Origin of the sequence: Methylobacterium sp. CB376 (genome assembly GCF_029714205.1) — a bacterium.
Taxonomy (GTDB): domain Bacteria; phylum Pseudomonadota; class Alphaproteobacteria; order Rhizobiales; family Beijerinckiaceae; genus Methylobacterium.
In genome coordinates this window covers 402,324-424,167 of sequence record NZ_CP121648.1, presented here as the reverse complement: position 1 = coordinate 424,167, position 21,844 = coordinate 402,324, and the positions used below count along the sequence as shown (strand labels likewise).

Below are 21,844 nucleotides of genomic sequence, written 5' to 3'. Positions count from 1 at the left end.
CGCCCCGACCCCGAGAGGGCCCGACGCGGCGACCCGCGCGGACCCGACCTGACCAGACAGATCGTGACGGAGATTGGCGATGGCGAAGGAAAAGTTTTCGCGGACGAAGCCGCACTGCAACATCGGGACGATCGGGCACGTTGACCACGGCAAGACGTCCCTGACGGCGGCGATCACGAAGGTGCTTGCGGAGGCGGGCGGGGCGACGTTCACGGCCTACGACCAGATCGACAAGGCGCCGGAGGAGAAGGCGCGGGGGATCACGATCTCGACGGCGCACGTGGAGTACGAGACGCCGAACCGTCACTACGCGCACGTGGACTGCCCCGGTCACGCGGACTACGTGAAGAACATGATCACCGGGGCGGCGCAGATGGACGGCGCGATCCTGGTGGTGTCGGCGGCGGACGGCCCGATGCCGCAGACGCGCGAGCACATCCTGCTGGCGCGGCAGGTCGGCGTTCCGGCGCTGGTGGTGTTCATGAACAAGGTCGACATGGTCGACGACCCGGAGCTTCTCGACCTTGTGGAGCTTGAGGTGCGGGAGCTTCTGTCGAAGTACGACTTCCCGGGCGACGACATCCCGATCACCAAGGGCTCGGCGCTGTGCGCGCTGGAGAACCGGGAGCCGAAGATCGGTCACGACGCGATCCTCGAGCTGATGAAGACGGTGGACGAGTACATCCCGCAGCCGGAGCGTCCGATCGACCTGCCGTTCCTGATGCCGATCGAGGACGTGTTCTCGATCTCGGGGCGCGGCACGGTGGTGACGGGCCGTGTCGAGCGCGGGATCATCAAGGTGGGCGAGGAGGTCGAGATCGTGGGGATCCGTCCGACCACCAAGACGACGGTGACGGGCGTGGAGATGTTCCGCAAGCTGCTGGACCAGGGCCAGGCCGGGGACAACGTCGGCGTGCTGCTTCGCGGGACCAAGCGGGAGGACGTCGAGCGCGGTCAGGTGGTGTGCAAGCCGGGCTCGGTGAAGCCGCACACGAAGTTCAAGGCGGAGGCGTACATCCTGACGAAGGAGGAGGGCGGGCGGCACACGCCGTTCTTCACGAACTACCGTCCGCAATTCTACTTCCGGACGACGGACGTGACCGGGGTGGTTCAGCTTCCCGAGGGCACCGAGATGGTGATGCCGGGCGACAACGTGACGATGGACGTGACGCTGATCGTGCCGGTGGCGATGGAGGAGAAGCTGCGCTTCGCCATCCGCGAGGGCGGCCGCACCGTCGGCGCCGGCGTCGTCGCCTCCATCTCCGAGTAACGAAGAGCCCGCTCAGAGCCAACGGGACAGGTGAGGGGGCGGGCCCTCGAGCCCGCCCCTTCCCCGTCGCGAGGACGAGAACATCATGAACGGCCAGAACATCCGCATTCGCCTGAAGGCGTTCGATCATCGCATCCTGGATTCGTCGACCCGCGAGATCGTCTCGACGGCGAAGCGGACCGGGGCCCAGGTCCGCGGGCCGATCCCGCTGCCGACCCGGATCGAGCGCTTCACCGTCAACCGCTCGCCCCACATCGACAAGAAGTCGCGCGAGCAGTTCGAGATGCGCACCCACAAGCGCGTGCTCGACATCGTCGACCCCACCCCGCAGACCGTGGACGCGCTGATGAAGCTCGACCTCGCCGCGGGCGTGGACGTGGAGATCAAGCTCTAGGATCCGGACGGATCGCTGGAGCTTCGGGCAGAACCGCGCGGGGGAGAACCATGCGCTCAGGAGTCATCGCACAGAAGGTCGGCATGACCCGCGTCTTCACGGACGCCGGCGAGCATGTTCCGGTCACCGTGCTCAAGGTCGATCAGTGCCAGGTGGTCGCCCACCGCACGGTCGAGAAGAACGGCTACGTCGCGCTGCAGGTCGGCGTCGGCAAGGCCAAGGTCAAGAACGTGTCCAAGGCCGAGCGCGGCCGCTTCGCGATCGCCAAGGTCGAGCCGAAGCGCAAGCTCGCCGAGTTCCGCGTGACCGAGGACGCGCTGATCCCGGTCGGCGCCGAGATCACCGCGGACCACTTCATCCCGGGCCAGTTCGTCGACGTGACGGGCACGACCACGGGCAAGGGCTTCGCCGGCGGCATGAAGCGCTGGAACTTCGGCGGCCTGCGCGCCACGCACGGCGTGTCGATCTCGCACCGCTCGATCGGCTCGACCGGCGGCCGCCAGGACCCGGGCAAGACCTTCAAGAACAAGAAGATGCCGGGCCATCTCGGCGTCGAGCGGGTCACGACCCAGAACCTGCGCGTCGTGCGCACCGATCCGGAGCGCGGCCTGATCCTGGTCGAGGGCGCGGTCCCGGGCGTGGCCGGCGGCTGGATCCAGATCCGCGACGCCGTGAAGCGCAAGCTGCCGGCCGAGGCGCCGATGCCGGGCAAGTTCCGCGAACTCGCCGACGGCGCGGCCCCGGCGGTGGACGCCGCCCCCGAGGCTCCGGCGGTTGAGGAGAACGCGTGATGAAGTTCGAGATCACGACCCTCGACGGCGGCGAGGCCGGTTCGGTCGAGGTCAACGAGGCCATCTTCGGGCTCGAGCCGCGCGCCGACCTGCTCCAGCGCTGCGTGCGCTGGCAGCTGGCCAAGCGCCAGGCCGGCACCCACAAGGTGAAGACCCGGTCCGAGATCAGCCGGACCACCAAGAAGATGTACAAGCAGAAGGGCACCGGCAACGCCCGCCACGGCGCCGCCTCGGCCCCGCAATTCCGCGGCGGCGCCCGGGCCTTCGGGCCGGTGGTGCGCTCCCACGCCCACGACCTTCCCAAGAAGGTGCGGGCGCTGGCGCTCCGCCACGCCCTCTCGGCCAAGGCGCGGGCCGCCTCCCTCGTCGTCGTCGACGACGTGCGGCTGGAGGACGGCAAGACCAAGGCCCTCAAGGACCGCTTCGGCGCACTCGGCTGGTCGAACGCGCTGATCATCGGCGGCGCCGAGGTGGACGAGAATTTCGGCCGCGCCGCGCGCAACCTGCCGTCCATCGACGTCCTGCCGGTGCAGGGCATCAACGTCTACGACATCCTGCGGCGCGACAAGCTCGTCCTGACGCGCGCGGCCGTCGATGCGCTGGAGGCGCGTTTCAAATGAGTGCGGATCCGCGCCACTACGACGTGATCGTCGCTCCGGTGATCACCGAGAAGGCCACCAACCTCTCGGAGCTGAACAAGGTGGTCTTCCGGGTCGCCCCGAAGGCCACCAAGCCGCAGATCAAGGAAGCGGTCGAGCGGCTGTTCGAGGTCAAGGTGAAGAGCGTCAACACGCTGATCACCAAGGGCAAGACCAAGATGTTCCGCGGGCAGCGGGGCCAGCGTTCGGACGTGAAGAAGGCGATCGTGACCCTCGAAGAGGGCCAGACGATCGACGTCACGACCGGGCTGTGACGGAACGGCGGTAAGGGAACACGACGATGGCTTTGAAGACATTCAAGCCGGTCACGCCGAGCCTTCGCCAGCTCGTGATCGTGGACCGGTCCGAGCTCTACAAGGGCAAGCCGGTGAAGGCGCTGACCGAGGGCAAGATCTCCTCCGGCGGCCGCAACAACCTCGGCCGGGTGACCGTCCGCTTCCGCGGCGGCGGCCACAAGCGCACCCTGCGCAACGTCGACTTCAAGCGGCGTGAATTCGCCGGCAAGGTCGGGACCGTGGAGCGGATCGAGTACGATCCGAACCGCACCGCCTTCATCGCCCTCGTGAGCTACGAGGGCGGCGGCCAGAGCTACATCCTGGCGCCGCAGCGCGTGAAGGCCGGCGACCGGGTGGTCTCGGGCGAGCAGGTCGACATCAAGCCGGGCAACGCCATGCCGATCGGCAACATGCCGGTGGGCACGATCGTCCACAATGTCGAGCTCAAGATCGGCAAGGGCGGGGCGCTGGCGCGCTCGGCGGGCAACTACGCCCAGATCGTCGGCCGCGACCAGGGCTACGTGACGCTGCGCCTCAACTCGGGCGAGCAGCGCCTCGTGCACGGCCAGTGCTACGCCACTGTGGGCGCGGTCTCGAACCCCGACCACATGAACATCTCGCTCGGCAAGGCGGGGCGCAAGCGCTGGCTCGGCCGGCGCCCGCACAACCGCGGCGTCGCGATGAACCCGATCGATCACCCGCACGGCGGCGGCGAGGGCCGCACCTCGGGCGGCCGTCACCCGGTCACCCCCTGGGGCTTCCCGACCAAGGGCAAGAAGACCCGCTCGAACAAGCGCACCGACACCTTCATCGTGTCGAGCCGCCACAACCGCAAGAAGTAAGGGCTTCGACCCATGGCACGTTCAGTCTGGAAGGGGCCGTTCGTCGACGGCTACCTCCTGAAGAAGGCGGAGACCGCGCGCGGCTCGACCCGCGCCGAGGTGATCAAGATCTGGAGCCGCCGCTCCACGATCCTTCCGCAGTTCGTTGGCCTGACCTTCGGGGTCTACAACGGGCAGAAGCACATCCCGGTCTACGTCACCGAGGAGATGGTCGGGCACAAGTTCGGCGAGTTCTCGCCGACCCGGACCTTCCACGGTCACGCGGCCGACAAGAAGGCGAAGAGGCGCTAAGATGGGCAAGGCAGCAGCACCCCGCGCGCTCCCCGAGAACGAGGCGAAGGCCGTCGCGCGCATGCTGCGCGTCAGCCCGCAGAAGCTCAACCTCGTCGCGCAGCTGATCCGGGGCAAGAAGGTGGCGAACGCGCTCGCCGACCTGCAGTTCTCGCGCAAGCGCATCGCGGTCGAGGTCCGGAAGTGCCTCGAGAGCGCGATCGCCAACGCCGAGAACAACCACGACCTCGACGTCGACGACCTCGTGGTCAAGGAGGCCTACGTGGGCAAGGCGCTGGTTCTCAAGCGATTCCACGCCCGCGCCCGCGGCCGGGGGGCCCGCATCCTGAAGCCGTTCGCGAACCTCACCATCGTGGTGCGTGAGGTCCGGGCCGAGGCCGCCTGAGGAGGAACTGATGGGACAGAAAGTCAATCCGATCGGTCTCCGGCTCGGCATCAACCGGACCTGGGACTCGCGCTGGTACGCGAACAAGGGCGAGTATGCCCGCCTCATGCACGAGGACGTCGCGATCCGCCAGGCGCTGATGAAGCAGCTCAAGCAGGCGGCGGTCTCCAAGATCGTGATCGAGCGCCCGCACCGGAAGTGCCGCGTCACCATCCACTCGGGCCGCCCGGGCGTGGTGATCGGCAAGAAGGGCGCGGACATCGAGAAGCTGCGCAAGCTCGTCGGCACGATGACCAAGGCCGACGTGACGATCAACATCATCGAGGTGCGCAAGCCCGAGATCGACGCGACGCTCGTCGCCGACTCGATCGCCCAGCAGCTCGAGCGCCGCGTCGCCTTCCGGCGGGCCATGAAGCGCGCCGTGCAATCGGCGATGCGCCTCGGCGCCGAGGGCATCCGCATCAACTGCTCGGGCCGCCTCGGCGGGGCCGAGATCGCGCGGCTCGAATGGTACCGCGAGGGCCGGGTGCCGCTGCACACCCTGCGCGCCGACGTCGATTACGGCACGGCGACGGCCTTCACCACCTACGGCACCTGCGGGATCAAGGTGTGGGTGTTCAAGGGCGAGATCCTCGAGCACGACCCGATGGCCCAGGACAAGCGGGCCCAGGAGGAGGGCGGCCGCTCGGGCGGGCGTCGCGACCGTGATCGTGAGCGTGGCGACCGGGATCGCGACCGCGGCGATCGCGGCGGGCGCGACGCGGCCTGATCGGCTCACGCCCGCTGGAGTTTGAGAGACAGCCATGCTGCAACCCAAGAAGACGAAGTTCCGCAAGCAGTTCAAGGGCCGCATCCACGGCACCGCGAAGGGCGGGACGGACCTGAACTTCGGCTCCTACGGCCTCAAGGCCCTGGAGCCCGAGCGCGTCACCGCGCGCCAGATCGAGGCGGCCCGCCGCGCGATCACCCGCGAGATGAAGCGCCAGGGCCGCGTGTGGATCCGGATCTTCCCGGACGTGCCCGTGACCCAGAAGCCGACCGAGGTCCGCATGGGCTCGGGCAAGGGCTCGCCCGAGTACTGGGCGGCCCGCGTCCACCCGGGCCGGGTCATGTTCGAGATCGACGGCGTCGCCGAGGACATCGCCCGCGAGGCGCTGCGCCTCGGCGCCGCCAAGCTGCCGGTCCGCACGCGCTTCATCCAGCGCATCGCGGATTGAGGGAGGCCCAACCATGAAGTCGTCCCAGCGACTGTCTGATCTGAGCGCGATGTCGCCCGATCAGCTCGGCGAGGAGCTCGTCAACCTGAAGAAGGAGCAGTTCAACCTGCGCTTCCAGCGGGCGACGGGTCAGCTCGAGAACGTCGCGCGCATCCGCGAGGTGCGCCGCGACATCGCCCGCGTCCGGACCCTGCAGCGCCGCAAGACGCTGCAGGCGGCGCAAGGCTAAGGAGAGAAGCCCATGCCGAAGCGCGTGCTGCAGGGCGTCGTCGTCAGCGACAAGCAGGACAAGACCATCGTGGTCAAGGTGGAGCGCCGCTTCACCCACCCGGTGATGAAGAAGACCGTCCGGCGGTCGAAGAACTACCACGCCCACGACGAGAACAACGCGGCCAAGGTCGGCCAGACGGTGTTCATCGAGGAGTCGCGGCCGTTCTCCAAGCTCAAGACCTGGCGGCTGGTCGAGGGCGAGGCGCGGGACGTGGCGGCCACCGAGGCGTGAGGCGCGGCGCCGCTCCCCCCGCGGGGGAGCGGGCACCTCGCGCCGGCACCGGATTGCCGCTTGCCATCGGGGCCGATCCGGTGTAACCGACCGGCCTCCACGACAGCTGACCGGGTGTTCGCGCCCATCGTCGCGATCGTTGACCGCGCCGGCCCCGATGCCGCAGCGCGGTCGTTTCAATGGCGGGGACGTCAGATCCCCATCAGGCTGCCGTCCGCGCCGCATGCCGCGCCGCGGAGACCTGCCTGAAACAAGGAAAGGGTGTTGGGCCGTGATCCAGATGCAAACGAATCTGGACGTCGCCGACAATTCCGGTGCGCGTCGCGTGATGTGCATCAAGGTGCTCGGCGGATCCAAGCGGAAATACGCCGGCGTCGGCGACATCATCGTGGTGTCGGTGAAGGAGGCGATTCCGCGCGGGCGCGTCAAGAAGGGCGACGTCATGAAGGCCGTCGTCGTGCGCACCGCCAAGGACGTGCGCCGTCCGGACGGGTCGGTGATCCGCTTCGACCGCAACGCGGCCGTGCTGATCAACAACCAGAAGGAGCCGATCGGGACCCGCATCTTCGGACCGGTGCCGCGCGAGCTGCGCGCGCGCAACCACATGAAGATTATCTCGCTCGCCCCGGAGGTGCTGTGATGGCCGCCAAGGTGAAGAAGGGCGACAAGGTCGTCGTCCTGACCGGGCGCGACAAGGGCCGCACCGGCGAAGTGATCCAGGTGATGCCGAAGGAGAACCGCGCGCTGGTCCGCGGGGTGAACCTGGTGAAGCGCCACCAGCGCCAGACCCAGACGCAGGAGGGCGGCATCATCTCGAAGGAGGCCGCGATCGACCTGTCGAACCTCGCGGTCGCCGACCCCAAGGACGGCAAGCCGACCCGGGTCGGGTTCCGCATCCTGGAGGACGGGCGCAAGGTGCGCTTCGCGAAGCGCTCGGGAGATCTGATCGATGGCTGAGGCGCGCAAGGACGGCTACACGCCGCGACTGCGGAAGCACTACGACGAGGTCGTGCGTGCGAAGATGATCCAGGAGTTCGGCTACACGAACCCCATGCAGGTGCCCACGATCGAGAAGATCACGATCAACATGGGCGTCGGGGAGTCGACCCAGGATTCCAAGAAGGCGACCGTGGCGGCCGAGGATCTCGGCCTGATCGCCGGCCAGAAGCCGGTCATCACCCGGGCCCGCAAGGCCATCGCGACCTTCAAGGTGCGCGAGAACATGCCGATCGGCTGCAAGGTCACCCTGCGCCGCCAGCGCATGTACGAGTTCATGGACCGCCTGATCACCATCGCGCTGCCGCGCGTGCGCGATTTCCGCGGCCTGAACCCGAAATCCTTCGACGGGCGCGGCAACTACGCGCTCGGCCTTCGCGAGCACCTCGTGTTCCCGGAGATCAACTACGACAAGGCGCAGAACGCCTGGGGCATGGACATCGTCGTCACCACGACGGCGAAGACCGATGCCGAGGCCCGCGCCCTGCTCAAGCACTTCAACTTCCCGTTCCGGCAGTGAGGGGCGGCTAGCCCCTCAGACGCGGCAACCGGAGAGCGACAGACATGGCCAAGAAGAGCAAGATCGAGAGAAACAAGCAGCGGGTGGCGCTGGTGAAGCGCTACGCCGCCAAGCGCGAGGCGCTGCTGTCGACGGCGAACGACGAGTCGCTGCCGATGGAGGACCGCTTCGAGGCGCGCCTCAAGCTGGCGGAGCTGCCCCGCAACGCCAACCCCACCCGCATCCGCAATCGCTGCGCGATGACCGGCCGTCCCCGGGCCTATTACCGCAAGCTCGGCATCTCGCGTGTCGCGCTGCGGGACCTCGGCTCCCGCGGGATGATCCCCGGCCTCGTGAAGTCCAGCTGGTGAGGGGAGGGCACAGCCGATGATCACCGATCCCGTGGGCGATATGCTCACCCGCATCCGCAACGGTCAGCAGCGCCGCCGCAACGTGGTGCAGACGCCGGGCTCCAAGCTCCGCGCCCGCATCCTCGACGTGCTGAAGTCCGAGGGCTACATCCGCGACTACGCGACCACCGATTACGGCAATGGGCGCACCGAGTTCGCGATCGAGCTCAAGTACCATGACGGCCAGCCCGTGATCCGCTCGATCGAGCGCGTCTCGAAGCCCGGCCGCCGGGTCTATTCGTCGGTCGATACCCTGCCGCGCGTCGCCGACGGCCTGGGCGTCACCATCGTGTCCACTCCGCTGGGCGTCATGGCCGACCACGAGGCGCGCGAGCGCAACGTCGGCGGCGAGGTGCTCTGCAAGGTCTTCTGACCGGCAGACCCCACCCGACGAGGAGAGACGAACATGTCCCGCGTAGGCAAGAAGCCCGTGACCGTCCCGGCCGGCGTCACCGCCACGGTCGACGGCCAGAACGTGAAGATCAAGGGCGCGAAGGGCGAATTGTCGTTCCGCGTGCCCGACCTGGTCGAGGTCAGCCACGCCGACGGCGCGATCTCGGTCCAGCCCCGCAGCCAGACCAAGGAGGCCCGCGCGATGTGGGGCCTCTCGCGGGCCCAGGTCGCCAACCTCATCGAGGGCGTGACCAAGGGCTTCGAGAAGAAGCTGGAGATCAACGGCGTCGGCTACCGCGCCGCGGTCGCCGGCAAGGTGCTCAAGCTGTCGCTCGGCTACAGCCACGACGTCGAGTACGAGATCCCGGCCGGGATCACGATCACCACCCCGCGTCCGGTGGAGATCATCGTGGCCGGCATCGACAAGCAGCGCGTCGGACAGATCGCCGCCGAGATCCGCGAGTATCGCGGACCGGAGCCCTACAAGGGCAAGGGCGTGAAGTACTCCGACGAGTTCATCTTCCGCAAGGAAGGCAAGAAGAAGTAAGGGCGGCCGACGATGTCTCGCAAAATCGACCTGCTCGACCGGCGCCGCGCGCGCGTCCGCCGGGCGCTCCGCGCGGCGGCGAATGGCCGTCCGCGCCTCTCGGTCTTCCGCTCCTCGAAGCAGATCTACGTCCAGGTCATCGACGACGCGAGCGGGCGCACGCTCGCGGCGGCGTCGAGCCTCGACAAGGACCTGCGCGCCCGTCTGAAGACCGGCGCCGACAAGGCGGCGGCGCTCGAGGTCGGCAAGCTGGTGGCGGAGCGCGCCAAGGCGGCCGGGGTCACCAAGGTGATCTTCGACCGCTCGGGCTACCTCTACCACGGCCGCGTCAAGGCGCTGGCCGACGCCGCCCGCGAGGGCGGCCTCGAGTTCTGATCCGGGGGCGGGGCCGCGCAGGGGCCCCGCGCCAACGGCGGACATAAGCACATCATGCGAGCGGGACCGCCGCCCGCGCCAGTGAACCGGAAGTGATCTGATGGCACGTGAACGTGAGGGTCGCCGTCGCGACGAGCGCGAGGAGCGCGATACCGAATTCGTGGACCGGCTGGTCCACATCAACCGCGTCGCCAAGGTGGTGAAGGGCGGCCGGCGCTTCGGCTTCGCCGCCCTCGTCGTCGTCGGCGACCAGAAGGGCCGGGTCGGCTTCGGCCACGGCAAGGCCCGCGAGGTGCCCGAGGCGATCCGCAAGGCCACCGAGGCGGCCAAGCGCGGCCTGATCCGGGTGGCCCTGCGCGAGGGCCGCACGCTCCACCACGACGTCGCCGGCCGCCACGGCTCCGGCAAGGTCATCCTGCGCGCCGCCCCCCAGGGCACCGGCATCATCGCGGGCGGCCCGATGCGCGCCGTGTTCGAGTCGGTGGGCATGCAGGACGTGGTGGCGAAGTCGCTCGGCTCGTCGAACCCCTACAACCTGATCCGCGCCACGTTCGACGCGCTCAAGCGCGAGGATTCCCCGCGGGCGGTGGCGGCGCGCCGCGGCCTCAAGGTGTCGGCCCTGCAGGCCCGCCGCCGCGACGCCGAGCCGGGCTCGGCCGATTCGGCCGACGCGGCGTAAGGAGGGCGGCATGGCAGAGAAGACCGTGCGGGTTCAGCAGATCGGCTCGCCGATCCGCCGCGAGGCCAGCCAGCGCGAGACGCTGATCGGCCTCAAGCTGAACAAGCTCCACCGCATCGCCGAATTGCCGGACACCCCGTCCGTGCGCGGCATGATCGCGAAGGTGCATCACCTCGTGCGCGTCCTCGACGGCGCGGCGTGAGGAGGGCGTCATGAAGCTGAACGAGATTCGCGACAACGAGGGCGCGACCAAGGACCGGATGCGCGTCGGACGCGGCATCGGGTCGGGCAAGGGCAAGACCGCGGGCCGCGGCGTGAAGGGTCAGAAGGCCCGCACCGGCGTGGCCATCAAGGGCTTCGAGGGCGGTCAGATGCCGCTGCATCGTCGCCTGCCGAAGCGCGGCTTCAACAACCCGGGCGCGACCGACCTCAACGAGGTCAATGTCGGGCGCATCCAGCAGGCGGTCGATTCCGGCAAGCTCGATCCGAGCGCGCCCGTCACCGTCGAGGCGCTGGTCGCCGCCGGCGTGGTCTCGCGGGTGCGCGACGGCGTGAAGATCCTGGGCGTCGGCGAGCTCACCGCCTCCCTGACCTTCCAGGTCGCCCGCGCCTCCAAGTCGGCCGTCGCGGCCATCGAGAAGGCCGGGGGCTCCGTCACCCAGTCGCTCGCCGCGACCGACGGCGCGGTTGCGTCCGCGTAGGGCAGACCTTAAGTCGATCGAGATCGGCGGCGGCCCGTGCGTGCAGCGCGAGGCCGCCGTCTCCGTTTCTGAACGCGATTCGTCGCCGCCGCTCCTCCAAGGACCCTGTCATGGCCTCTGCAGCCGAGCAGCTCGCCGCAAACCTGAACTTCGGCGCCATCGCCAAGGCGGACGAGCTCAAGAAGCGCATCTGGTTCACCCTGGGCGCCCTGATCGTGTACCGGCTCGGGACCTACATCCCGCTGCCCGGCATCGACCCCGACGCGCTCCGGCAGAGCTTCGCCAATGCGCAGGGCGGCGTGCTCGGCCTGTTCAACATGTTCTCGGGCGGGGCGGTCGAGCGCATGGCGATCTTCGCGCTCAACATCATGCCCTACATCTCGGCCTCGATCATCGTGCAGCTCCTCACCTCGGTGCTGCCCTCGCTCGAAGCCCTCAAGAAGGAGGGCGAGTCCGGCCGCAAGGTGCTCAACCAGTACACCCGCTACCTCACGGTGGTGCTGGCGATCTTCCAGGCCTGGGGCATCGCGGTGGGCCTGCAGAGCTCGGGCGGCATCGTGCAGGAGCCCGGCCTGTTCTTCGCGATCTCGACGGTGATCACGCTGACCGGCGGCACGCTGTTCCTGATGTGGATCGGCGAGCAGATCACCTCGCGCGGCATCGGCAACGGCTCGTCGCTGATCATCTTCGCGGGCATCGTCGCGCACCTGCCCTCGGCCATCGCCGGCACGCTGGAGCTCGGCCGCCAGGGCGCGCTCTCGACCGCCGTGATCCTCGGCGTGGCCGTCATGGCCACCGCGGTGGTCTACTTCATCGTCTTCATGGAGCGCGCCCAGCGCCGCCTGCTGATCAACTACCCCAAGCGCCAGGTCGGCAACCGCATGTACGAGGGGCAGACCTCGTTCATGCCGCTCAAGCTCAACACGCCGGGCGTGATCCCGCCGATCTTCGCCTCCTCGCTGCTGCTGCTGCCGGCCACCGCGGCGAGCTTCCAGAGCGACCCGAGCGGCACCGGCATCGTCGCCACGCTGGCGACCTATCTGGGCCATGGCCGGCCGCTCTACATGGTGCTGTACGCCGCCCTGATCATCTTCTTCGCCTTCTTCTACACGGCGGTGGTGTTCAATCCGCAGGAGACGGCCGACAACCTCAAGAAGCATGGCGGCTTCATCCCGGGCATCCGGCCGGGTGAGCGCACGGCCGAGTACATCGACAAGGTGCTGAGCCGCGTCACCGTGATCGGCGCCGCCTACCTCACCCTGATCTGCCTGATCCCGGAGATCCTGGTCTCCTACGCGTCGCTGCCGTTCTACTTCGGCGGCACCTCGCTGCTGATCGTCGTCTCGGTCACGATGGACACCGTTGCACAAGTCCACGGACACCTGCTGGCGCATCAGTACGAGGGGCTGGTGAAGAAGGCGAAGCTGCGCGGCGCGCGCCGCCGTTAGTCCATAGTCGGGGGCCGGGTGGGTATCGCGATCCGGCCGGACCGATCATCATTGGCCGGTTGCCGACTCGGCGCTTATGCTCGGGTGGTCGGCACCTGGTCGGATCCGAGGTCGGCCGCACGCGTGAGAACAATCGGCCCCAAGGCGGACGCCACCGCCCGCGGGGTCCAAGGGAGAGACAGGTTATGCGGATCATTCTCCTCGGCCCGCCGGGTGCCGGGAAGGGCACGCAATCGGCGCGGATCGTCGAGCGGTTCGGGATTCCCCAACTCTCGACCGGGGACATGCTGCGCGCCGCGGTGGCGGCGGGCACGCCGGTCGGCCTCCAGGCCAAGAGCATCATGGAGAGCGGCGGCCTCGTGCCGGACGAGGTGGTGATCGGCATCGTGGGCGACCGCATCGAGGAGCCGGATGCCCGCAAGGGGTTCATCCTCGACGGCTTTCCCCGCACCGTGGCGCAGGCCAAGGCCCTCGACGCGCTCCTCGCCGGGAAGGGGCTGCGGCTCGACGCGGTGATCGAGTTCAAGGTCGACGAGGCCGCGCTGGTCGGCCGCATCGCCAACCGCGCCGCCGAGACCCTGGCCCGCGGCGAGGTGGTGCGCAAGGACGACACCCCGGAGGTGTTCAAGACCCGCCTCGACGCCTATCGCAGCCTGACCGCCCCCCTCTCGGAATATTATGCGGGGACCGGCCTGCTGCGGCCGATCGACGGCATGGCGCCGATCGACCAGGTGAGCCGCGAGATCGAAGCGTTGCTCGGCGGCCTTCAGCCGGTCTCGGCGTGAGGCGGGCGCGGACATGCCGGTTGACAAGCCGGGGCGTCCGCGCTAGGCGACCCTCCTTCGTTCAGGCATGGACGGCCCGGCGGTCTCCTCGGAGGCCGCTCGGGCCGATTTGTCGTCGGGACGGCGCGCAGGGGCCGGGCTCCACCGGACGCGCGCGATCACCCTGAAGACCGTCCGCGAGGGCTCGCCGCCCCGGACGCGATGGAGAGCACACCAGTGGCCCGTATCGCAGGCGTCAACATCCCGACCAACAAGCGCGTCGTCATCGCGCTCCAGTACATCCACGGCATCGGCCCCAAGAAGGCCGAGGAGATCACCGAGAAGGTCGGGATCCCGGCCGAGCGCCGCGTCAACCAGCTGACCGACGCCGAAGTGCTGCAGATCCGCGAGGCCATCGACCGCGACTACGTGGTGGAGGGCGACCTCCGCCGCGAGGTCGCGATGAACATCAAGCGCCTGATGGACCTCGGCTGCTACCGCGGCCTGCGGCACCGCCGCAACCTGCCGGTCCGCGGCCAGCGCACCCACACCAACGCCCGCACCCGCAAGGGCAAGGCGAAGCCGATCGCCGGCAAGAAGAAGTGATCCGCGGCGGGGAGGGGCCCGGCAGAGCCCCGCCCAGCCCTCGTCCGCGGCGCCCGTCGCCGCCCCCGTTCGCGGCGCGGCGCGCCGCCTGACCCGCGGCGCCGCGCGCCGCCTGAGCCCCGCGGCCCGTCGCCGCCAGCACCGTCCCGAGCGCCTGGCACGACGGGCGCGCCTGAAGGATCGAAAGAGAATATGGCCAAGGAAGCAACCCGCATCCGTCGTCGCGAGCGCAAGAACATCGTGTCCGGCGTCGCGCACGTGAATGCGTCGTTCAACAACACCATGATCACCATCACGGACGCGCAGGGGAACACGATCTCCTGGTCGTCCGCCGGCGCGATGGGCTTCAAGGGCTCGCGCAAGTCGACCCCCTACGCGGCCCAGGTCGCGGCCGAGGATGCGGGCCGCAAGGCCGCCGAGCACGGCATGCGCACCCTCGAGGTCGAGGTGTCGGGTCCCGGTTCGGGCCGCGAATCGGCGCTTCGCGCCCTGCAGGCGGCGGGCTTCACGGTGACGTCGATCCGCGACGTGACGCCGATCCCGCATAACGGCTGCCGGCCGCGCAAGCGCCGCCGCGTCTGATCCGGTCCCCCCGACGGACGCCGTAGCGCCGGGCGGGATTCGCGAACGGGTACCCGGCGTCCTGTCCAGGGCGCTGGGTTTCTCCGTTGAGGGCTCGGGAAGCGTCGCAGCGGTGTCCTGACCGCATCCGCTCCCCATCAAGCTTCGAGACTGATCAGGACGAGTCGCGGGCTGGCCGGGCGCGGGCTGCAGCCCGACAGGTCGACGAGAGGTGTCATCGTGGTGATTCAGAAGAACTGGCAAGAGCTGATCAAGCCGAACAAGCTCGAAGTCGTTCCGGGGCACGACCCCAAGCGCGTGGCGACCGTGGTGGCCGAGCCCCTGGAGCGCGGCTTCGGCACGACGCTCGGCAACGCGCTGCGCCGCGTGCTGCTGTCGTCCCTGCAGGGCGCGGCCGTGACCTCGGTCCACATCGACGGCGTGCTGCACGAATTCTCCTCGATCCCGGGCGTGCGCGAGGACGTCACCGACATCGTCCTCAACATCAAGACCATCGCGATCCGCTCGAACAGCGACGCGCCCAAGCGCATGACCCTGCGCAAGACCGGCCCCGGCCTGGTCACGGCGGGCGACATCAGCACGATCGGCGACATCCAGATCCTCAACCCCGACCTCGTGCTGTGCACGCTCGACGAGGGGGCCGAGATCCGCATGGAGTTCACGGTCGCGACCGGCAAGGGCTACGTCCCGGCCGACCGCAACCGGCCCGAGGACGCGCCGATCGGCCTCATCCCGGTCGACGCGCTGTTCTCGCCCGTCACGAAGGTGTCCTACCGCATCGAGAACACCCGCGAGGGCCAGGATCTCGACAAGGACAAGCTGACCATGACGGTCGAGACCAACGGCGCGGTCTCGCCCGAGGATGCGCTCGCCTACGCGGCCCGCATCATCCAGGACCAGCTCCAGATCTTCGTGAACTTCGAGGAGCCCCGGAAGGAGGAGGCGGCCCCGCTCGCGCCGCAGCTGCCCTTCAACCCGGCCCTGCTCAAGAAGGTGGACGAGCTCGAACTGTCGGTCCGCTCGGCGAACTGCCTGAAGAACGACAACATCGTCTATATCGGCGACCTGATCCAGAAGACGGAAGCCGAGATGCTGCGGACGCCGAATTTCGGCCGCAAGTCTCTCAACGAGATCAAGGAAGTGCTCGCCGCGATGGGCCTGCACCTCGGCATGGACGTGCCCGGCTGGCCGCCGGAGAACATCGAGGACCTCGCCAAGCGCTTCGAGGAGCACTACTGAGCGGACCGGGAGCGGCGAGGGGGAAGATCCACCTCGCCGCTTCCCGCGCCTCTCCCGACGGGCCTCGCGGGGCCCGTCGGGAGAGGCGATGGGTGCTGCCGGGCTCTGCCCCCTTCGCCCCTCGCCGCTCAATCAACGAAGACCGGCCGGCCCGTGGCACGGCGGCCGACAATCAATGGAGACAGCCATGCGTCACGGATACCGGGGCCGCCGCTTCAACCGCACCACCGAGCACCGCAAGGCGATGTTCGCCAACATGTCGGCCGCGCTGATCAAGCACGAGCAGATCGTCACGACGCTGCCGAAGGCCAAGGACCTGCGCCCGGTCGTCGAGAAGCTGATCACCCTCGGCAAGCGCGGCGACCTGCACGCCCGCCGTCAGGCGATCGCGCAGATCCGCGACGAGGCCATGGTCAAGAAGCTGTTCGAGGTGCTCGGGCCGCGCTACCAGGCCCGCCCGGGCGGCTATTGCCGCATCATGAAGGCCGGCTTCCGCTACGGCGACAACGCCCCGCTCGCCGTGATCGAGTTCGTGGACCGCGACGTCGACGCCCGCGGCCGGGATTCCGGTCCGACCCAGGCCGCGGCCGAGGCGGCCGAGTAGGCCCGAAGCCGGATTCCCACGCGAAGGCGGCCCCCGGGCCGCCTTTTTCATGAGCCCCGCGCGAGGCCGGTCCCCGCGCCGCGCCGCTGGACCCGGGCGGCCGGTCGCGCGAGGCTCGCCCGGTTCCGGCGCGGGCCCTGCCGCGTCCCCGCCCGTCACGATTGCGCTCGCCATGATCCCGCTCCGTATGGTTCCGCTCGCCGAACTCCCGCCCGAGGCCCTGCGCACCTCCCTGGCCGCGCTCCAGGAGCGCTACGCCGCCCTGACGCGGCGCGGCCTCAAGCTCGACATGACCCGCGGCAAGCCGGCGCCCGAGCAGCTCGACCTCTCCGAGGGATTGCTGGCGCTGCCCGGCAACCGCGACCACCTCACCGAGACCGGCGAGGACGCCCGCAATTACGGCGGGCTGCAGGGCCTCGCCGAGGTGCGCCGCCTGTTCGCGCCCATCCTTGGCGCCCCGCCGGAGCAGGTCGCGGTCGGCAACAATTCGAGCCTCGCGCTGATGCACGATTGCCTGGTCTACGCGCTGCTCAAGGGCGTGCCGGGCGGGGCCGGCCCGTGGTCGCGCGAGGGGGAGATCCGGTTCCTCTGCCCGGTCCCCGGCTACGACCGCCACTTCGCGCTCTGCGAGACCTACGGCATCGTCATGGAGCCGGTGCCGATGAACCCGGACGGCCCCGACCTCGGATCGGTCGAGGAGCGCCTGCGCGATCCCCGCGTGAAGGGGATGTGGTGCGTGCCGCAATACGCGAATCCGGGCGGCGAGACCTACGCGGAATCCACGGTCGAGCGCCTCGCGGCGATGCCGGCGGCCGCGCCCGATTTCCGCCTGTTCTGGGACAATGCCTACGCGCTCCACCACCTGACCGAGCGCCGGCCGGCCCTGCGCAACGTGCTGGAGGCTGCGGCGGCGGCCGGGCAGCCGGACCGCCCCATCGTCTTCGCCTCGACCTCGAAGGTGACGCTCGCGGGCGCCGGCCTCGCCTTCCTGGCCGCCTCGCCGGCCAATCTCCGCTGGTACCTCGCCCATGCCGGCAAGCGCAGCATCGGGCCGGACAAGCTCAACCAGCTGCGCCACGCCCGCTTCCTCTCCCGCGAGGGCGCCCTCGAGGCGCTGATGGACGGCCACCGGCGGCTCCTCGCGCCGAAGTTCCGGGCGGTCACCACCATCCTGGAGCGGGAACTCGGCGGATCGGGCGCGGCGCGCTGGACCAACCCGGAGGGCGGCTACTTCATCCTGCTGGAGGTGCCCGAGGGCTGCGCCACCCGGGTGGTGGAACTGGCGGCGGGGAGCGGGCTCGCCCTCACCCCGGCCGGCGCCACCCACCCCTACGGGCGCGACCCGCAGGACCGGATGCTGCGGCTCGCCCCCTCCTATCCGAGCCTCGCCGAGGTGGAGGCGGCCGCGGAGGTCGTCGCCCTGTGCACGCTGCTCGCCGCGACCGAGGCGCGGCTTCGCGCCGTCGCCTGAGCGGCGGCGGCCCTGCCGGCCGCCCCCTCGCGCCGCCCGCCCTCAATTCGCGTAGGTGAAGGCCCCGTCGCGCCAGACGTAGAGCACGTAGCCCGGCGCCGTCACGTCGCCCTTCTGGTCGAAGCCGACATTGCCGAGCACGAGGTTGAAGCGCTCGGAATGGAGCGTCTCGGCGATGGTCTTCGGGTTGCTGGAGCGGGCGAAGTTGCCGGCCTCGACCAGCGCCTGCATGGCCGCGTAGCCGTAGAGCACGAAGCCGCCCGGATCGATCCCGTCCGCCTGCAGGGCCTTCACGGCCGCGGCGGCCTCGGGCTTGCGGCGCAGGTCCGGGTTGAAGGTCATCAGCACGCCGTTGCTGGCCGGGCCGGCCAGGGTGCCGAACTCCTTGGTGGCGATGCCGGAGGTGCCGAACCATTGCGGGCGGTAGCCCTGCTCGGCGGCGCTGCGCACCAGCTTGCCCATCTCCTGGTAGTGGCCGCCATAGTAGACGACCTCGATCCCGGCCCCCTGCAGCCGCTTGATCAGCGCCGCGTCGTCGGTCTGGCCCGGCACGATCGCGGCGAACAGCGTCTCGTTCTGCCCGATCTTGTTGAGGTTGGCCTTGGTCGAGTCCGCGAGGCTGCGCGAGAGCGGGGTGTCGTCGTACAGGATGGCGATCTTCTTGTCCCGGAAGCGCTCCGCCAGGATCGTGGCGGAGAGCCGCCCCTGGTCGTCCTCGCGCCCGGAGACCCGGAAGATGGTCGGCAGACCGCGGTCGGTCAGGCGCGCGGCGTTCGAGGCCGGGCTGATCATCACCACGCCCTTCGCCGCGTAGACGTCCGAGGCCGCCAGGGAGGCGCTGGAGCAGACGTGGCCGACCACCAGGCCGACCCCCGCCTTCGCGAAGCGCTCCGCCACCTCGACGGCCTGGCCCGGCTCGCAGGCATCGTCCTGCACGTCGAGGATGATCGGCTCGCCCGCGAGGCCCCCCCGGGCATTCGCCTCCTTCACGGCGGCCTGGACGCCCTGCAGCACCTGCTCGCCGATGCCGGCCACCGGCCCGGTGCGCGGCACCGCCACGCCCACCACCACCTCGGCCGCGGCCGGACGCGCGGCCCCGAGCAGACAGGCGACCACGAGCCACGGCGTCACGGCCCGGCCCCGCCTCCACCCGCCTGCGCGCGTCTGGGTCACGTCCTCGTCCTCCGCACCCGTTTGCACCGCGCCATAGCACGGGCGCTCCCCCTTGTCCGCCGCGCGCTGAGCGGCGCGGCGCCGGATCGCGCCTCCCCGCCGGATGCCGGGGAAAGCCGCCCGCGAACCGGCGGCGCGGCGCGGGAGGCGGCCCCGGACCGCATCATCTCGCGCCGCGCCGCGGCCGTCATCCTCGCCGTGCCGGCGGCGGGCGCGGCCGGGGCCGGACGCTCCATGGACGCGCGTCCGCGCAGCGCGGAGAATGGCCGCGGCGGCCCGGGACGCGGCCGCAGGGAGGACCGGATGGCTGGGCAGGATCCGATTCGCGTCGCGGTGCTCGACGATTACCAGCGCGCCGCCGCCGGGCTGGCCGATTGGGCCGGGCTCGGGCCCGGGATCGCGGTCGATTTCCTGCACGAGCCGGTGCCCCGGGCCGAGGCCGCCGCGCGGCTCGCGCCCTACGCGGTGCTCTGCCTGATGCGCGAGCGCATGCCCCTCGACGCCGCGCTGATCGAGGCCCTGCCGAACCTGCGCCTCGTCGTGTTCACGGGCGGGCGCACGCACGCGCTCGATTTTCCGGCCCTGGCGCGGGCGGGCGTCACGGTCTGCCACACGCGCAACGGCGAGGGGGGCGTCGCCACGGCGGAACTCGCCTTCGCGCTGATCCTCGCCTGCCTGCGCCACCTCCCGGGCGAGTTCGCCCGCATGCGCGCCGGCCTCTGGCAGGACAGCATCGGCAGCGTGCTCGACGGGCGGCGGCTCGGCCTCGTCGGGCTCGGCCGGATCGGCGGCCGGATGGCCCGGATCGGCGCCGCCTTCGGCATGGAGCCGGTCGCCTGGAGCCCGCACCTCACGCCCGAGCGCGCCGCGGCCGGCGGCGCGGCCCTCGTCTCCCGCGAGGATCTGTTTCGCACCGCCGACGTGGTGAGCCTGCACCTCGTGCTGGCGCCCGCGACCCGCGGCATCGTCGGGGCGGCGGAGATCGGGCTGATGCGGCCCGGGGCGGTCCTGATCAACACCGCCCGCGGCCCGCTGGTGGACGAGGCCGCGCTGATCGCGGCCCTGCGCGAGGGCCGCCTGCGCGCGGCCGGCCTCGACGTCTTCGACCGCGAGCCGCTGCCGGCGGACCACCCGCTGCGCGCCCTGCCGAACGCGGTGCTCACCCCGCATCTCGGCTACGTCACCGACGCGACCTACCGGATGTTCTACGAGGACACGGTCGAGGCGATCGCCGCCTGGCGGCGGGGCGCCCCGGTCCGGGTGGTCGAACCCGCCGCCTGAGCCGGTCCCGGCGGGCCGGGCCCCGGCCCGCCGGGGCGGGGCTCAGCGGGTCACCGTGTAGATCGAGGCGCCGGCCGCGACCGGCGCGGTGACGGTCGAGAAGGCGCCGAGCACCTTCTGCACCTCGGTGAAGGGCGCGTTCGAGACGTAGACGAGATCGCGGTTGCGCATCCGGAAGGCCTGCGAGACGAACAGGCTGTTGGGGTCGCGCATGTTGATCCGGTAGACCACCGGCACCTGCGGGCTGCCGAGGAGCGGGCTGCCCGGCCGCAGGCGGCGCACCACCGAGGCCGGCTCGAAGCGGAACACGAACACGCCCGCCGGATCGGCCTGGAAATCCGACAGACCGCGCGCCTTGGTGAGCGCCTGGGCCAGGGTGATGCCGTCGGCGCTGAACGGGATCTCGGACTGGGTGCCGAGCGCGCCGATCGCCAGGAAGGTCTGGGGATCGCGCACCAGCGTGACCGTGTCGCCCGGGCGCAGGAAGATGTTCTCGCGCGGGTTCGAGACGACGCTGAGCAGCGGCACCGTCGCGGTGGTCGGGCCGCGGGAGAGCCGCACGAAGGTCTCGTTCACCGGGGCGGAGACGCCGCCGGCCGCCGCGATCACGTCGAGCAGGCGGTCGCCGCGCTCGGAGAGCGGCACGCGCCCGCCGCCGATCGAGGAGACCGGCCCGCGCAGGGCGGCCGCGCTGAGCCGGGCGCCTCCGCCCGCGCTCGCCGCCTCGCCGATCACCGTCACGCTCGAACTGAGCGGCGAGGTCACGGTGACGAGCACCTGCGGCTGGATCGCCTTGCCGGCGAGCTCCTGCTCGATCTGGCCCTGCACCTCCTGGACGCGCTTGCCCGCGACCTGGATGCGGCCCGCATAGGGCACCGAGATCGAGCCGTCGCGGCCCACGATCTGCTCCGGGATGGTCGAGGCCTTCGACCCCGCCGAGAAGCGGTCCGCCAGCACCGGGCCGGAGAACAGGCCGCCCGTCCCCGCCTCCCAGATCGTCACCGTGACGGCGTCGCCGATGCCGATCACCGGCGCGACCGCGGCGCGGCGGTCGCCGAAGGAGGCGAGCAGGCTGTCGAGGGGGCGGCCGCGCAGGGCCTCCACCACCGCCGCGTCGACGTCGATGATCTCGTAGCGGGCGAGGAGGCCCTGGTCGGTGGCGATGTCCGCACCCTCGGTCACGGCGCTGGCCGTCGGGCCGGCGGCCGGCAGAAAGTTGCTGCAGCCGGAGAGCAGCACGGCTCCCGCAACTGCGAGCGGTCCGACACGCACCATCAAGGTCCTCCACACGGAACGCCGCCGGGCCGCGCGCCCGGGGCATTCGTCGTCCCGAGGGCGCGGGTGCCGGCGGCAGGGGCCGCGCGGCGGCATCCGCGCCCGATTGGTCTCTCCAGAGCGGGCCGCCTCGGGCGGTCCACGGTCGCGGATCGCCGCCCGGGGCGAAGCGCCG

The 21,844-nt window shown here is 70.4% G+C and carries 32 protein-coding genes; 30 read left to right on the top strand and 2 right to left on the bottom strand.

The annotated features are described in order from the left end of the window. The first annotated feature begins 79 nt into the window (after positions 1–79). The 29 genes from tuf (at position 80) to QA634_RS01650 (ending at position 17,940) form a co-directional block, all read left to right on the top strand. A complete protein-coding gene (gene tuf / locus QA634_RS01790) occupies positions 80–1,270 on the top strand; it encodes an elongation factor Tu (RefSeq protein WP_012330344.1) in 1,191 nt (396 codons plus the stop codon). An 85-nt stretch (positions 1,271–1,355) separates the two neighbouring features. Continuing rightward, positions 1,356–1,664 carry a 30S ribosomal protein S10 gene (rpsJ, locus tag QA634_RS01785; protein ID WP_012330343.1) on the top strand — a complete coding sequence of 103 codons (309 nt, stop codon included), beginning with the start codon at positions 1,356–1,358 and terminating at the stop codon, positions 1,662–1,664. A gap of 50 nt (positions 1,665–1,714) precedes the next feature. Continuing rightward, on the top strand, positions 1,715–2,455 hold the full coding sequence (gene rplC, locus QA634_RS01780) for a 50S ribosomal protein L3 (protein WP_012330342.1): 741 nt from the start codon (positions 1,715–1,717) through the stop codon (positions 2,453–2,455). Then, entirely contained in the window at positions 2,455–3,075 is a 621-nt protein-coding gene (gene rplD / locus QA634_RS01775) for a 50S ribosomal protein L4 (RefSeq protein ID WP_012330341.1), read from the top strand. The genes rplC and rplD overlap by 1 nt, the downstream gene beginning before the upstream one ends. After that, the gene (locus tag QA634_RS01770) at positions 3,072–3,368 is read left to right on the top strand and encodes a 50S ribosomal protein L23 (RefSeq protein WP_012330340.1); all 297 of its coding nucleotides are present in this window, start codon (positions 3,072–3,074) and stop codon (positions 3,366–3,368) included. Before rplD ends, QA634_RS01770 begins: the two co-directional genes overlap by 4 nt. 26 nt (positions 3,369–3,394) lie before the next feature. Next, entirely contained in the window at positions 3,395–4,231 is an 837-nt protein-coding gene (gene rplB / locus QA634_RS01765; protein ID WP_012330339.1) for a 50S ribosomal protein L2, read from the top strand. Positions 4,232–4,243: 12 nt separating this feature from the next. After that, positions 4,244–4,522, top strand: a complete 279-nt coding sequence (gene rpsS / locus QA634_RS01760; protein ID WP_012330338.1) for a 30S ribosomal protein S19 — start codon at positions 4,244–4,246, stop codon at positions 4,520–4,522. Position 4,523: 1 nt separating this feature from the next. After that, a complete protein-coding gene (gene rplV, locus QA634_RS01755; protein ID WP_012330337.1) occupies positions 4,524–4,907 on the top strand; it encodes a 50S ribosomal protein L22 in 384 nt (127 codons plus the stop codon). Between the two features lie 10 nt (positions 4,908–4,917). Beyond that, a complete protein-coding gene (gene rpsC / locus QA634_RS01750; RefSeq protein WP_012330336.1) occupies positions 4,918–5,676 on the top strand; it encodes a 30S ribosomal protein S3 in 759 nt (252 codons plus the stop codon). A gap of 34 nt (positions 5,677–5,710) precedes the next feature. Continuing rightward, positions 5,711–6,124: a 50S ribosomal protein L16 gene (gene rplP, locus QA634_RS01745; RefSeq protein ID WP_012330335.1), complete on the top strand. Its 414-nt coding sequence runs from the start codon at positions 5,711–5,713 to the stop codon at positions 6,122–6,124. Positions 6,125–6,137: 13 nt separating this feature from the next. Beyond that, a complete protein-coding gene (gene rpmC, locus QA634_RS01740; protein ID WP_012330334.1) occupies positions 6,138–6,353 on the top strand; it encodes a 50S ribosomal protein L29 in 216 nt (71 codons plus the stop codon). A 12-nt stretch (positions 6,354–6,365) separates the two neighbouring features. Next, entirely contained in the window at positions 6,366–6,626 is a 261-nt protein-coding gene (rpsQ, locus tag QA634_RS01735; protein ID WP_012330333.1) for a 30S ribosomal protein S17, read from the top strand. A gap of 271 nt (positions 6,627–6,897) precedes the next feature. Further along, on the top strand, positions 6,898–7,266 hold the full coding sequence (gene rplN / locus QA634_RS01730; protein WP_012330332.1) for a 50S ribosomal protein L14: 369 nt from the start codon (positions 6,898–6,900) through the stop codon (positions 7,264–7,266). Next, positions 7,266–7,583, top strand: a complete 318-nt coding sequence (gene rplX / locus QA634_RS01725; protein WP_012330331.1) for a 50S ribosomal protein L24 — start codon at positions 7,266–7,268, stop codon at positions 7,581–7,583. Before rplN ends, rplX begins: the two co-directional genes overlap by 1 nt. Further along, complete coding sequence (gene rplE, locus QA634_RS01720; RefSeq protein WP_012330330.1) at positions 7,576–8,142, top strand: 50S ribosomal protein L5; 567 nt, start codon at positions 7,576–7,578, stop codon at positions 8,140–8,142. The genes rplX and rplE overlap by 8 nt, the downstream gene beginning before the upstream one ends. Before the next feature lie 44 nt (positions 8,143–8,186). Continuing rightward, complete coding sequence (rpsN, locus tag QA634_RS01715; protein ID WP_012330329.1) at positions 8,187–8,492, top strand: 30S ribosomal protein S14; 306 nt, start codon at positions 8,187–8,189, stop codon at positions 8,490–8,492. 16 nt (positions 8,493–8,508) lie between these two features. Next, complete coding sequence (gene rpsH / locus QA634_RS01710) at positions 8,509–8,904, top strand: 30S ribosomal protein S8 (protein ID WP_012330328.1); 396 nt, start codon at positions 8,509–8,511, stop codon at positions 8,902–8,904. A gap of 33 nt (positions 8,905–8,937) precedes the next feature. Then, a complete protein-coding gene (rplF, locus tag QA634_RS01705) occupies positions 8,938–9,471 on the top strand; it encodes a 50S ribosomal protein L6 (RefSeq protein WP_012330327.1) in 534 nt (177 codons plus the stop codon). 12 nt (positions 9,472–9,483) lie between these two features. Then, positions 9,484–9,846 carry a 50S ribosomal protein L18 gene (rplR, locus tag QA634_RS01700; RefSeq protein WP_012330326.1) on the top strand — a complete coding sequence of 121 codons (363 nt, stop codon included), beginning with the start codon at positions 9,484–9,486 and terminating at the stop codon, positions 9,844–9,846. 100 nt (positions 9,847–9,946) lie between these two features. After that, on the top strand, positions 9,947–10,525 hold the full coding sequence (gene rpsE, locus QA634_RS01695) for a 30S ribosomal protein S5 (RefSeq protein WP_012330325.1): 579 nt from the start codon (positions 9,947–9,949) through the stop codon (positions 10,523–10,525). 10 nt (positions 10,526–10,535) lie between these two features. Next, positions 10,536–10,727, top strand: coding sequence for a 50S ribosomal protein L30 (gene rpmD, locus QA634_RS01690; RefSeq protein WP_012330324.1), 192 nt, complete (start codon positions 10,536–10,538; stop codon positions 10,725–10,727). Positions 10,728–10,737: 10 nt separating this feature from the next. Further along, positions 10,738–11,226: a 50S ribosomal protein L15 gene (rplO, locus tag QA634_RS01685; RefSeq protein ID WP_012330323.1), complete on the top strand. Its 489-nt coding sequence runs from the start codon at positions 10,738–10,740 to the stop codon at positions 11,224–11,226. A 110-nt stretch (positions 11,227–11,336) separates the two neighbouring features. Continuing rightward, entirely contained in the window at positions 11,337–12,674 is a 1,338-nt protein-coding gene (gene secY, locus QA634_RS01680; RefSeq protein ID WP_012330322.1) for a preprotein translocase subunit SecY, read from the top strand. 185 nt (positions 12,675–12,859) lie between these two features. After that, the gene (locus QA634_RS01675; RefSeq protein ID WP_012330321.1) at positions 12,860–13,459 is read left to right on the top strand and encodes an adenylate kinase; all 600 of its coding nucleotides are present in this window, start codon (positions 12,860–12,862) and stop codon (positions 13,457–13,459) included. A 216-nt stretch (positions 13,460–13,675) separates the two neighbouring features. Continuing rightward, on the top strand, positions 13,676–14,044 hold the full coding sequence (rpsM, locus tag QA634_RS01670; protein WP_012330320.1) for a 30S ribosomal protein S13: 369 nt from the start codon (positions 13,676–13,678) through the stop codon (positions 14,042–14,044). Positions 14,045–14,236: 192 nt separating this feature from the next. Then, a complete protein-coding gene (gene rpsK, locus QA634_RS01665) occupies positions 14,237–14,626 on the top strand; it encodes a 30S ribosomal protein S11 (protein WP_012330319.1) in 390 nt (129 codons plus the stop codon). 186 nt (positions 14,627–14,812) lie between these two features. Beyond that, a complete protein-coding gene (locus QA634_RS01660; protein ID WP_415926910.1) occupies positions 14,813–15,865 on the top strand; it encodes a DNA-directed RNA polymerase subunit alpha in 1,053 nt (350 codons plus the stop codon). 187 nt (positions 15,866–16,052) lie between these two features. Further along, entirely contained in the window at positions 16,053–16,469 is a 417-nt protein-coding gene (rplQ, locus tag QA634_RS01655; protein ID WP_012330317.1) for a 50S ribosomal protein L17, read from the top strand. A 187-nt stretch (positions 16,470–16,656) separates the two neighbouring features. Further along, positions 16,657–17,940, top strand: coding sequence for an aminotransferase (locus tag QA634_RS01650; RefSeq protein WP_012330316.1), 1,284 nt, complete (start codon positions 16,657–16,659; stop codon positions 17,938–17,940). A 42-nt stretch (positions 17,941–17,982) separates the two neighbouring features. Here QA634_RS01650 and QA634_RS01645 read toward each other — a convergent pair whose 3' ends face one another. Continuing rightward, positions 17,983–19,071 (bottom strand): branched-chain amino acid ABC transporter substrate-binding protein, encoded by a 1,089-nt coding sequence (locus tag QA634_RS01645; protein ID WP_012330315.1) that lies wholly within the window; start codon positions 19,069–19,071, stop codon positions 17,983–17,985. Between the two features lie 345 nt (positions 19,072–19,416). Here QA634_RS01645 and QA634_RS01640 point away from each other — a divergent pair, with 345 nt between their 5' ends. Further along, positions 19,417–20,394 carry a D-2-hydroxyacid dehydrogenase family protein gene (locus QA634_RS01640; RefSeq protein ID WP_012330314.1) on the top strand — a complete coding sequence of 326 codons (978 nt, stop codon included), beginning with the start codon at positions 19,417–19,419 and terminating at the stop codon, positions 20,392–20,394. A gap of 42 nt (positions 20,395–20,436) precedes the next feature. On the opposite strand, the gene QA634_RS01635 is transcribed toward QA634_RS01640, so the two are convergent. After that, complete coding sequence (locus tag QA634_RS01635; RefSeq protein ID WP_012330313.1) at positions 20,437–21,669, bottom strand: polysaccharide biosynthesis/export family protein; 1,233 nt, start codon at positions 21,667–21,669, stop codon at positions 20,437–20,439. Positions 21,670–21,844: the final 175 nt, after the last annotated feature.

Excerpts from the sequence above, each read along its gene's own strand:
- tuf (WP_012330344.1), top strand. The coding sequence starts at position 80 with ATGGCGAAGGAAAAGTTTTCGCGGACGAAGCCGCACTGCAACATCGGG.
- rpsJ (WP_012330343.1), top strand. The coding sequence starts at position 1,356 with ATGAACGGCCAGAACATCCGCATTCGCCTGAAGGCGTTCGATCATCGC.
- rplC (WP_012330342.1), top strand. The coding sequence starts at position 1,715 with ATGCGCTCAGGAGTCATCGCACAGAAGGTCGGCATGACCCGCGTCTTC.
- rplD (WP_012330341.1), top strand. The coding sequence starts at position 2,455 with ATGAAGTTCGAGATCACGACCCTCGACGGCGGCGAGGCCGGTTCGGTC.
- QA634_RS01770 (WP_012330340.1), top strand. The coding sequence starts at position 3,072 with ATGAGTGCGGATCCGCGCCACTACGACGTGATCGTCGCTCCGGTGATC.
- rplB (WP_012330339.1), top strand. The coding sequence starts at position 3,395 with ATGGCTTTGAAGACATTCAAGCCGGTCACGCCGAGCCTTCGCCAGCTC.
- rpsS (WP_012330338.1), top strand. The coding sequence starts at position 4,244 with ATGGCACGTTCAGTCTGGAAGGGGCCGTTCGTCGACGGCTACCTCCTG.
- rplV (WP_012330337.1), top strand. The coding sequence starts at position 4,524 with ATGGGCAAGGCAGCAGCACCCCGCGCGCTCCCCGAGAACGAGGCGAAG.
- rpsC (WP_012330336.1), top strand. The coding sequence starts at position 4,918 with ATGGGACAGAAAGTCAATCCGATCGGTCTCCGGCTCGGCATCAACCGG.
- rplP (WP_012330335.1), top strand. The coding sequence starts at position 5,711 with ATGCTGCAACCCAAGAAGACGAAGTTCCGCAAGCAGTTCAAGGGCCGC.
- rpmC (WP_012330334.1), top strand. The coding sequence starts at position 6,138 with ATGAAGTCGTCCCAGCGACTGTCTGATCTGAGCGCGATGTCGCCCGAT.
- rpsQ (WP_012330333.1), top strand. The coding sequence starts at position 6,366 with ATGCCGAAGCGCGTGCTGCAGGGCGTCGTCGTCAGCGACAAGCAGGAC.
- rplX (WP_012330331.1), top strand. The coding sequence starts at position 7,266 with ATGGCCGCCAAGGTGAAGAAGGGCGACAAGGTCGTCGTCCTGACCGGG.
- rplE (WP_012330330.1), top strand. The coding sequence starts at position 7,576 with ATGGCTGAGGCGCGCAAGGACGGCTACACGCCGCGACTGCGGAAGCAC.
- rpsN (WP_012330329.1), top strand. The coding sequence starts at position 8,187 with ATGGCCAAGAAGAGCAAGATCGAGAGAAACAAGCAGCGGGTGGCGCTG.
- rpsH (WP_012330328.1), top strand. The coding sequence starts at position 8,509 with ATGATCACCGATCCCGTGGGCGATATGCTCACCCGCATCCGCAACGGT.
- rplF (WP_012330327.1), top strand. The coding sequence starts at position 8,938 with ATGTCCCGCGTAGGCAAGAAGCCCGTGACCGTCCCGGCCGGCGTCACC.
- rplR (WP_012330326.1), top strand. The coding sequence starts at position 9,484 with ATGTCTCGCAAAATCGACCTGCTCGACCGGCGCCGCGCGCGCGTCCGC.
- rpsE (WP_012330325.1), top strand. The coding sequence starts at position 9,947 with ATGGCACGTGAACGTGAGGGTCGCCGTCGCGACGAGCGCGAGGAGCGC.
- rpmD (WP_012330324.1), top strand. The coding sequence starts at position 10,536 with ATGGCAGAGAAGACCGTGCGGGTTCAGCAGATCGGCTCGCCGATCCGC.
- rplO (WP_012330323.1), top strand. The coding sequence starts at position 10,738 with ATGAAGCTGAACGAGATTCGCGACAACGAGGGCGCGACCAAGGACCGG.
- secY (WP_012330322.1), top strand. The coding sequence starts at position 11,337 with ATGGCCTCTGCAGCCGAGCAGCTCGCCGCAAACCTGAACTTCGGCGCC.
- QA634_RS01675 (WP_012330321.1), top strand. The coding sequence starts at position 12,860 with ATGCGGATCATTCTCCTCGGCCCGCCGGGTGCCGGGAAGGGCACGCAA.
- rpsK (WP_012330319.1), top strand. The coding sequence starts at position 14,237 with ATGGCCAAGGAAGCAACCCGCATCCGTCGTCGCGAGCGCAAGAACATC.
- rplQ (WP_012330317.1), top strand. The coding sequence starts at position 16,053 with ATGCGTCACGGATACCGGGGCCGCCGCTTCAACCGCACCACCGAGCAC.
- QA634_RS01650 (WP_012330316.1), top strand. The coding sequence starts at position 16,657 with ATGGTTCCGCTCGCCGAACTCCCGCCCGAGGCCCTGCGCACCTCCCTG.
- QA634_RS01640 (WP_012330314.1), top strand. The coding sequence starts at position 19,417 with ATGGCTGGGCAGGATCCGATTCGCGTCGCGGTGCTCGACGATTACCAG.
- QA634_RS01635 (WP_012330313.1), bottom strand. The coding sequence starts at position 21,669 with ATGGTGCGTGTCGGACCGCTCGCAGTTGCGGGAGCCGTGCTGCTCTCC.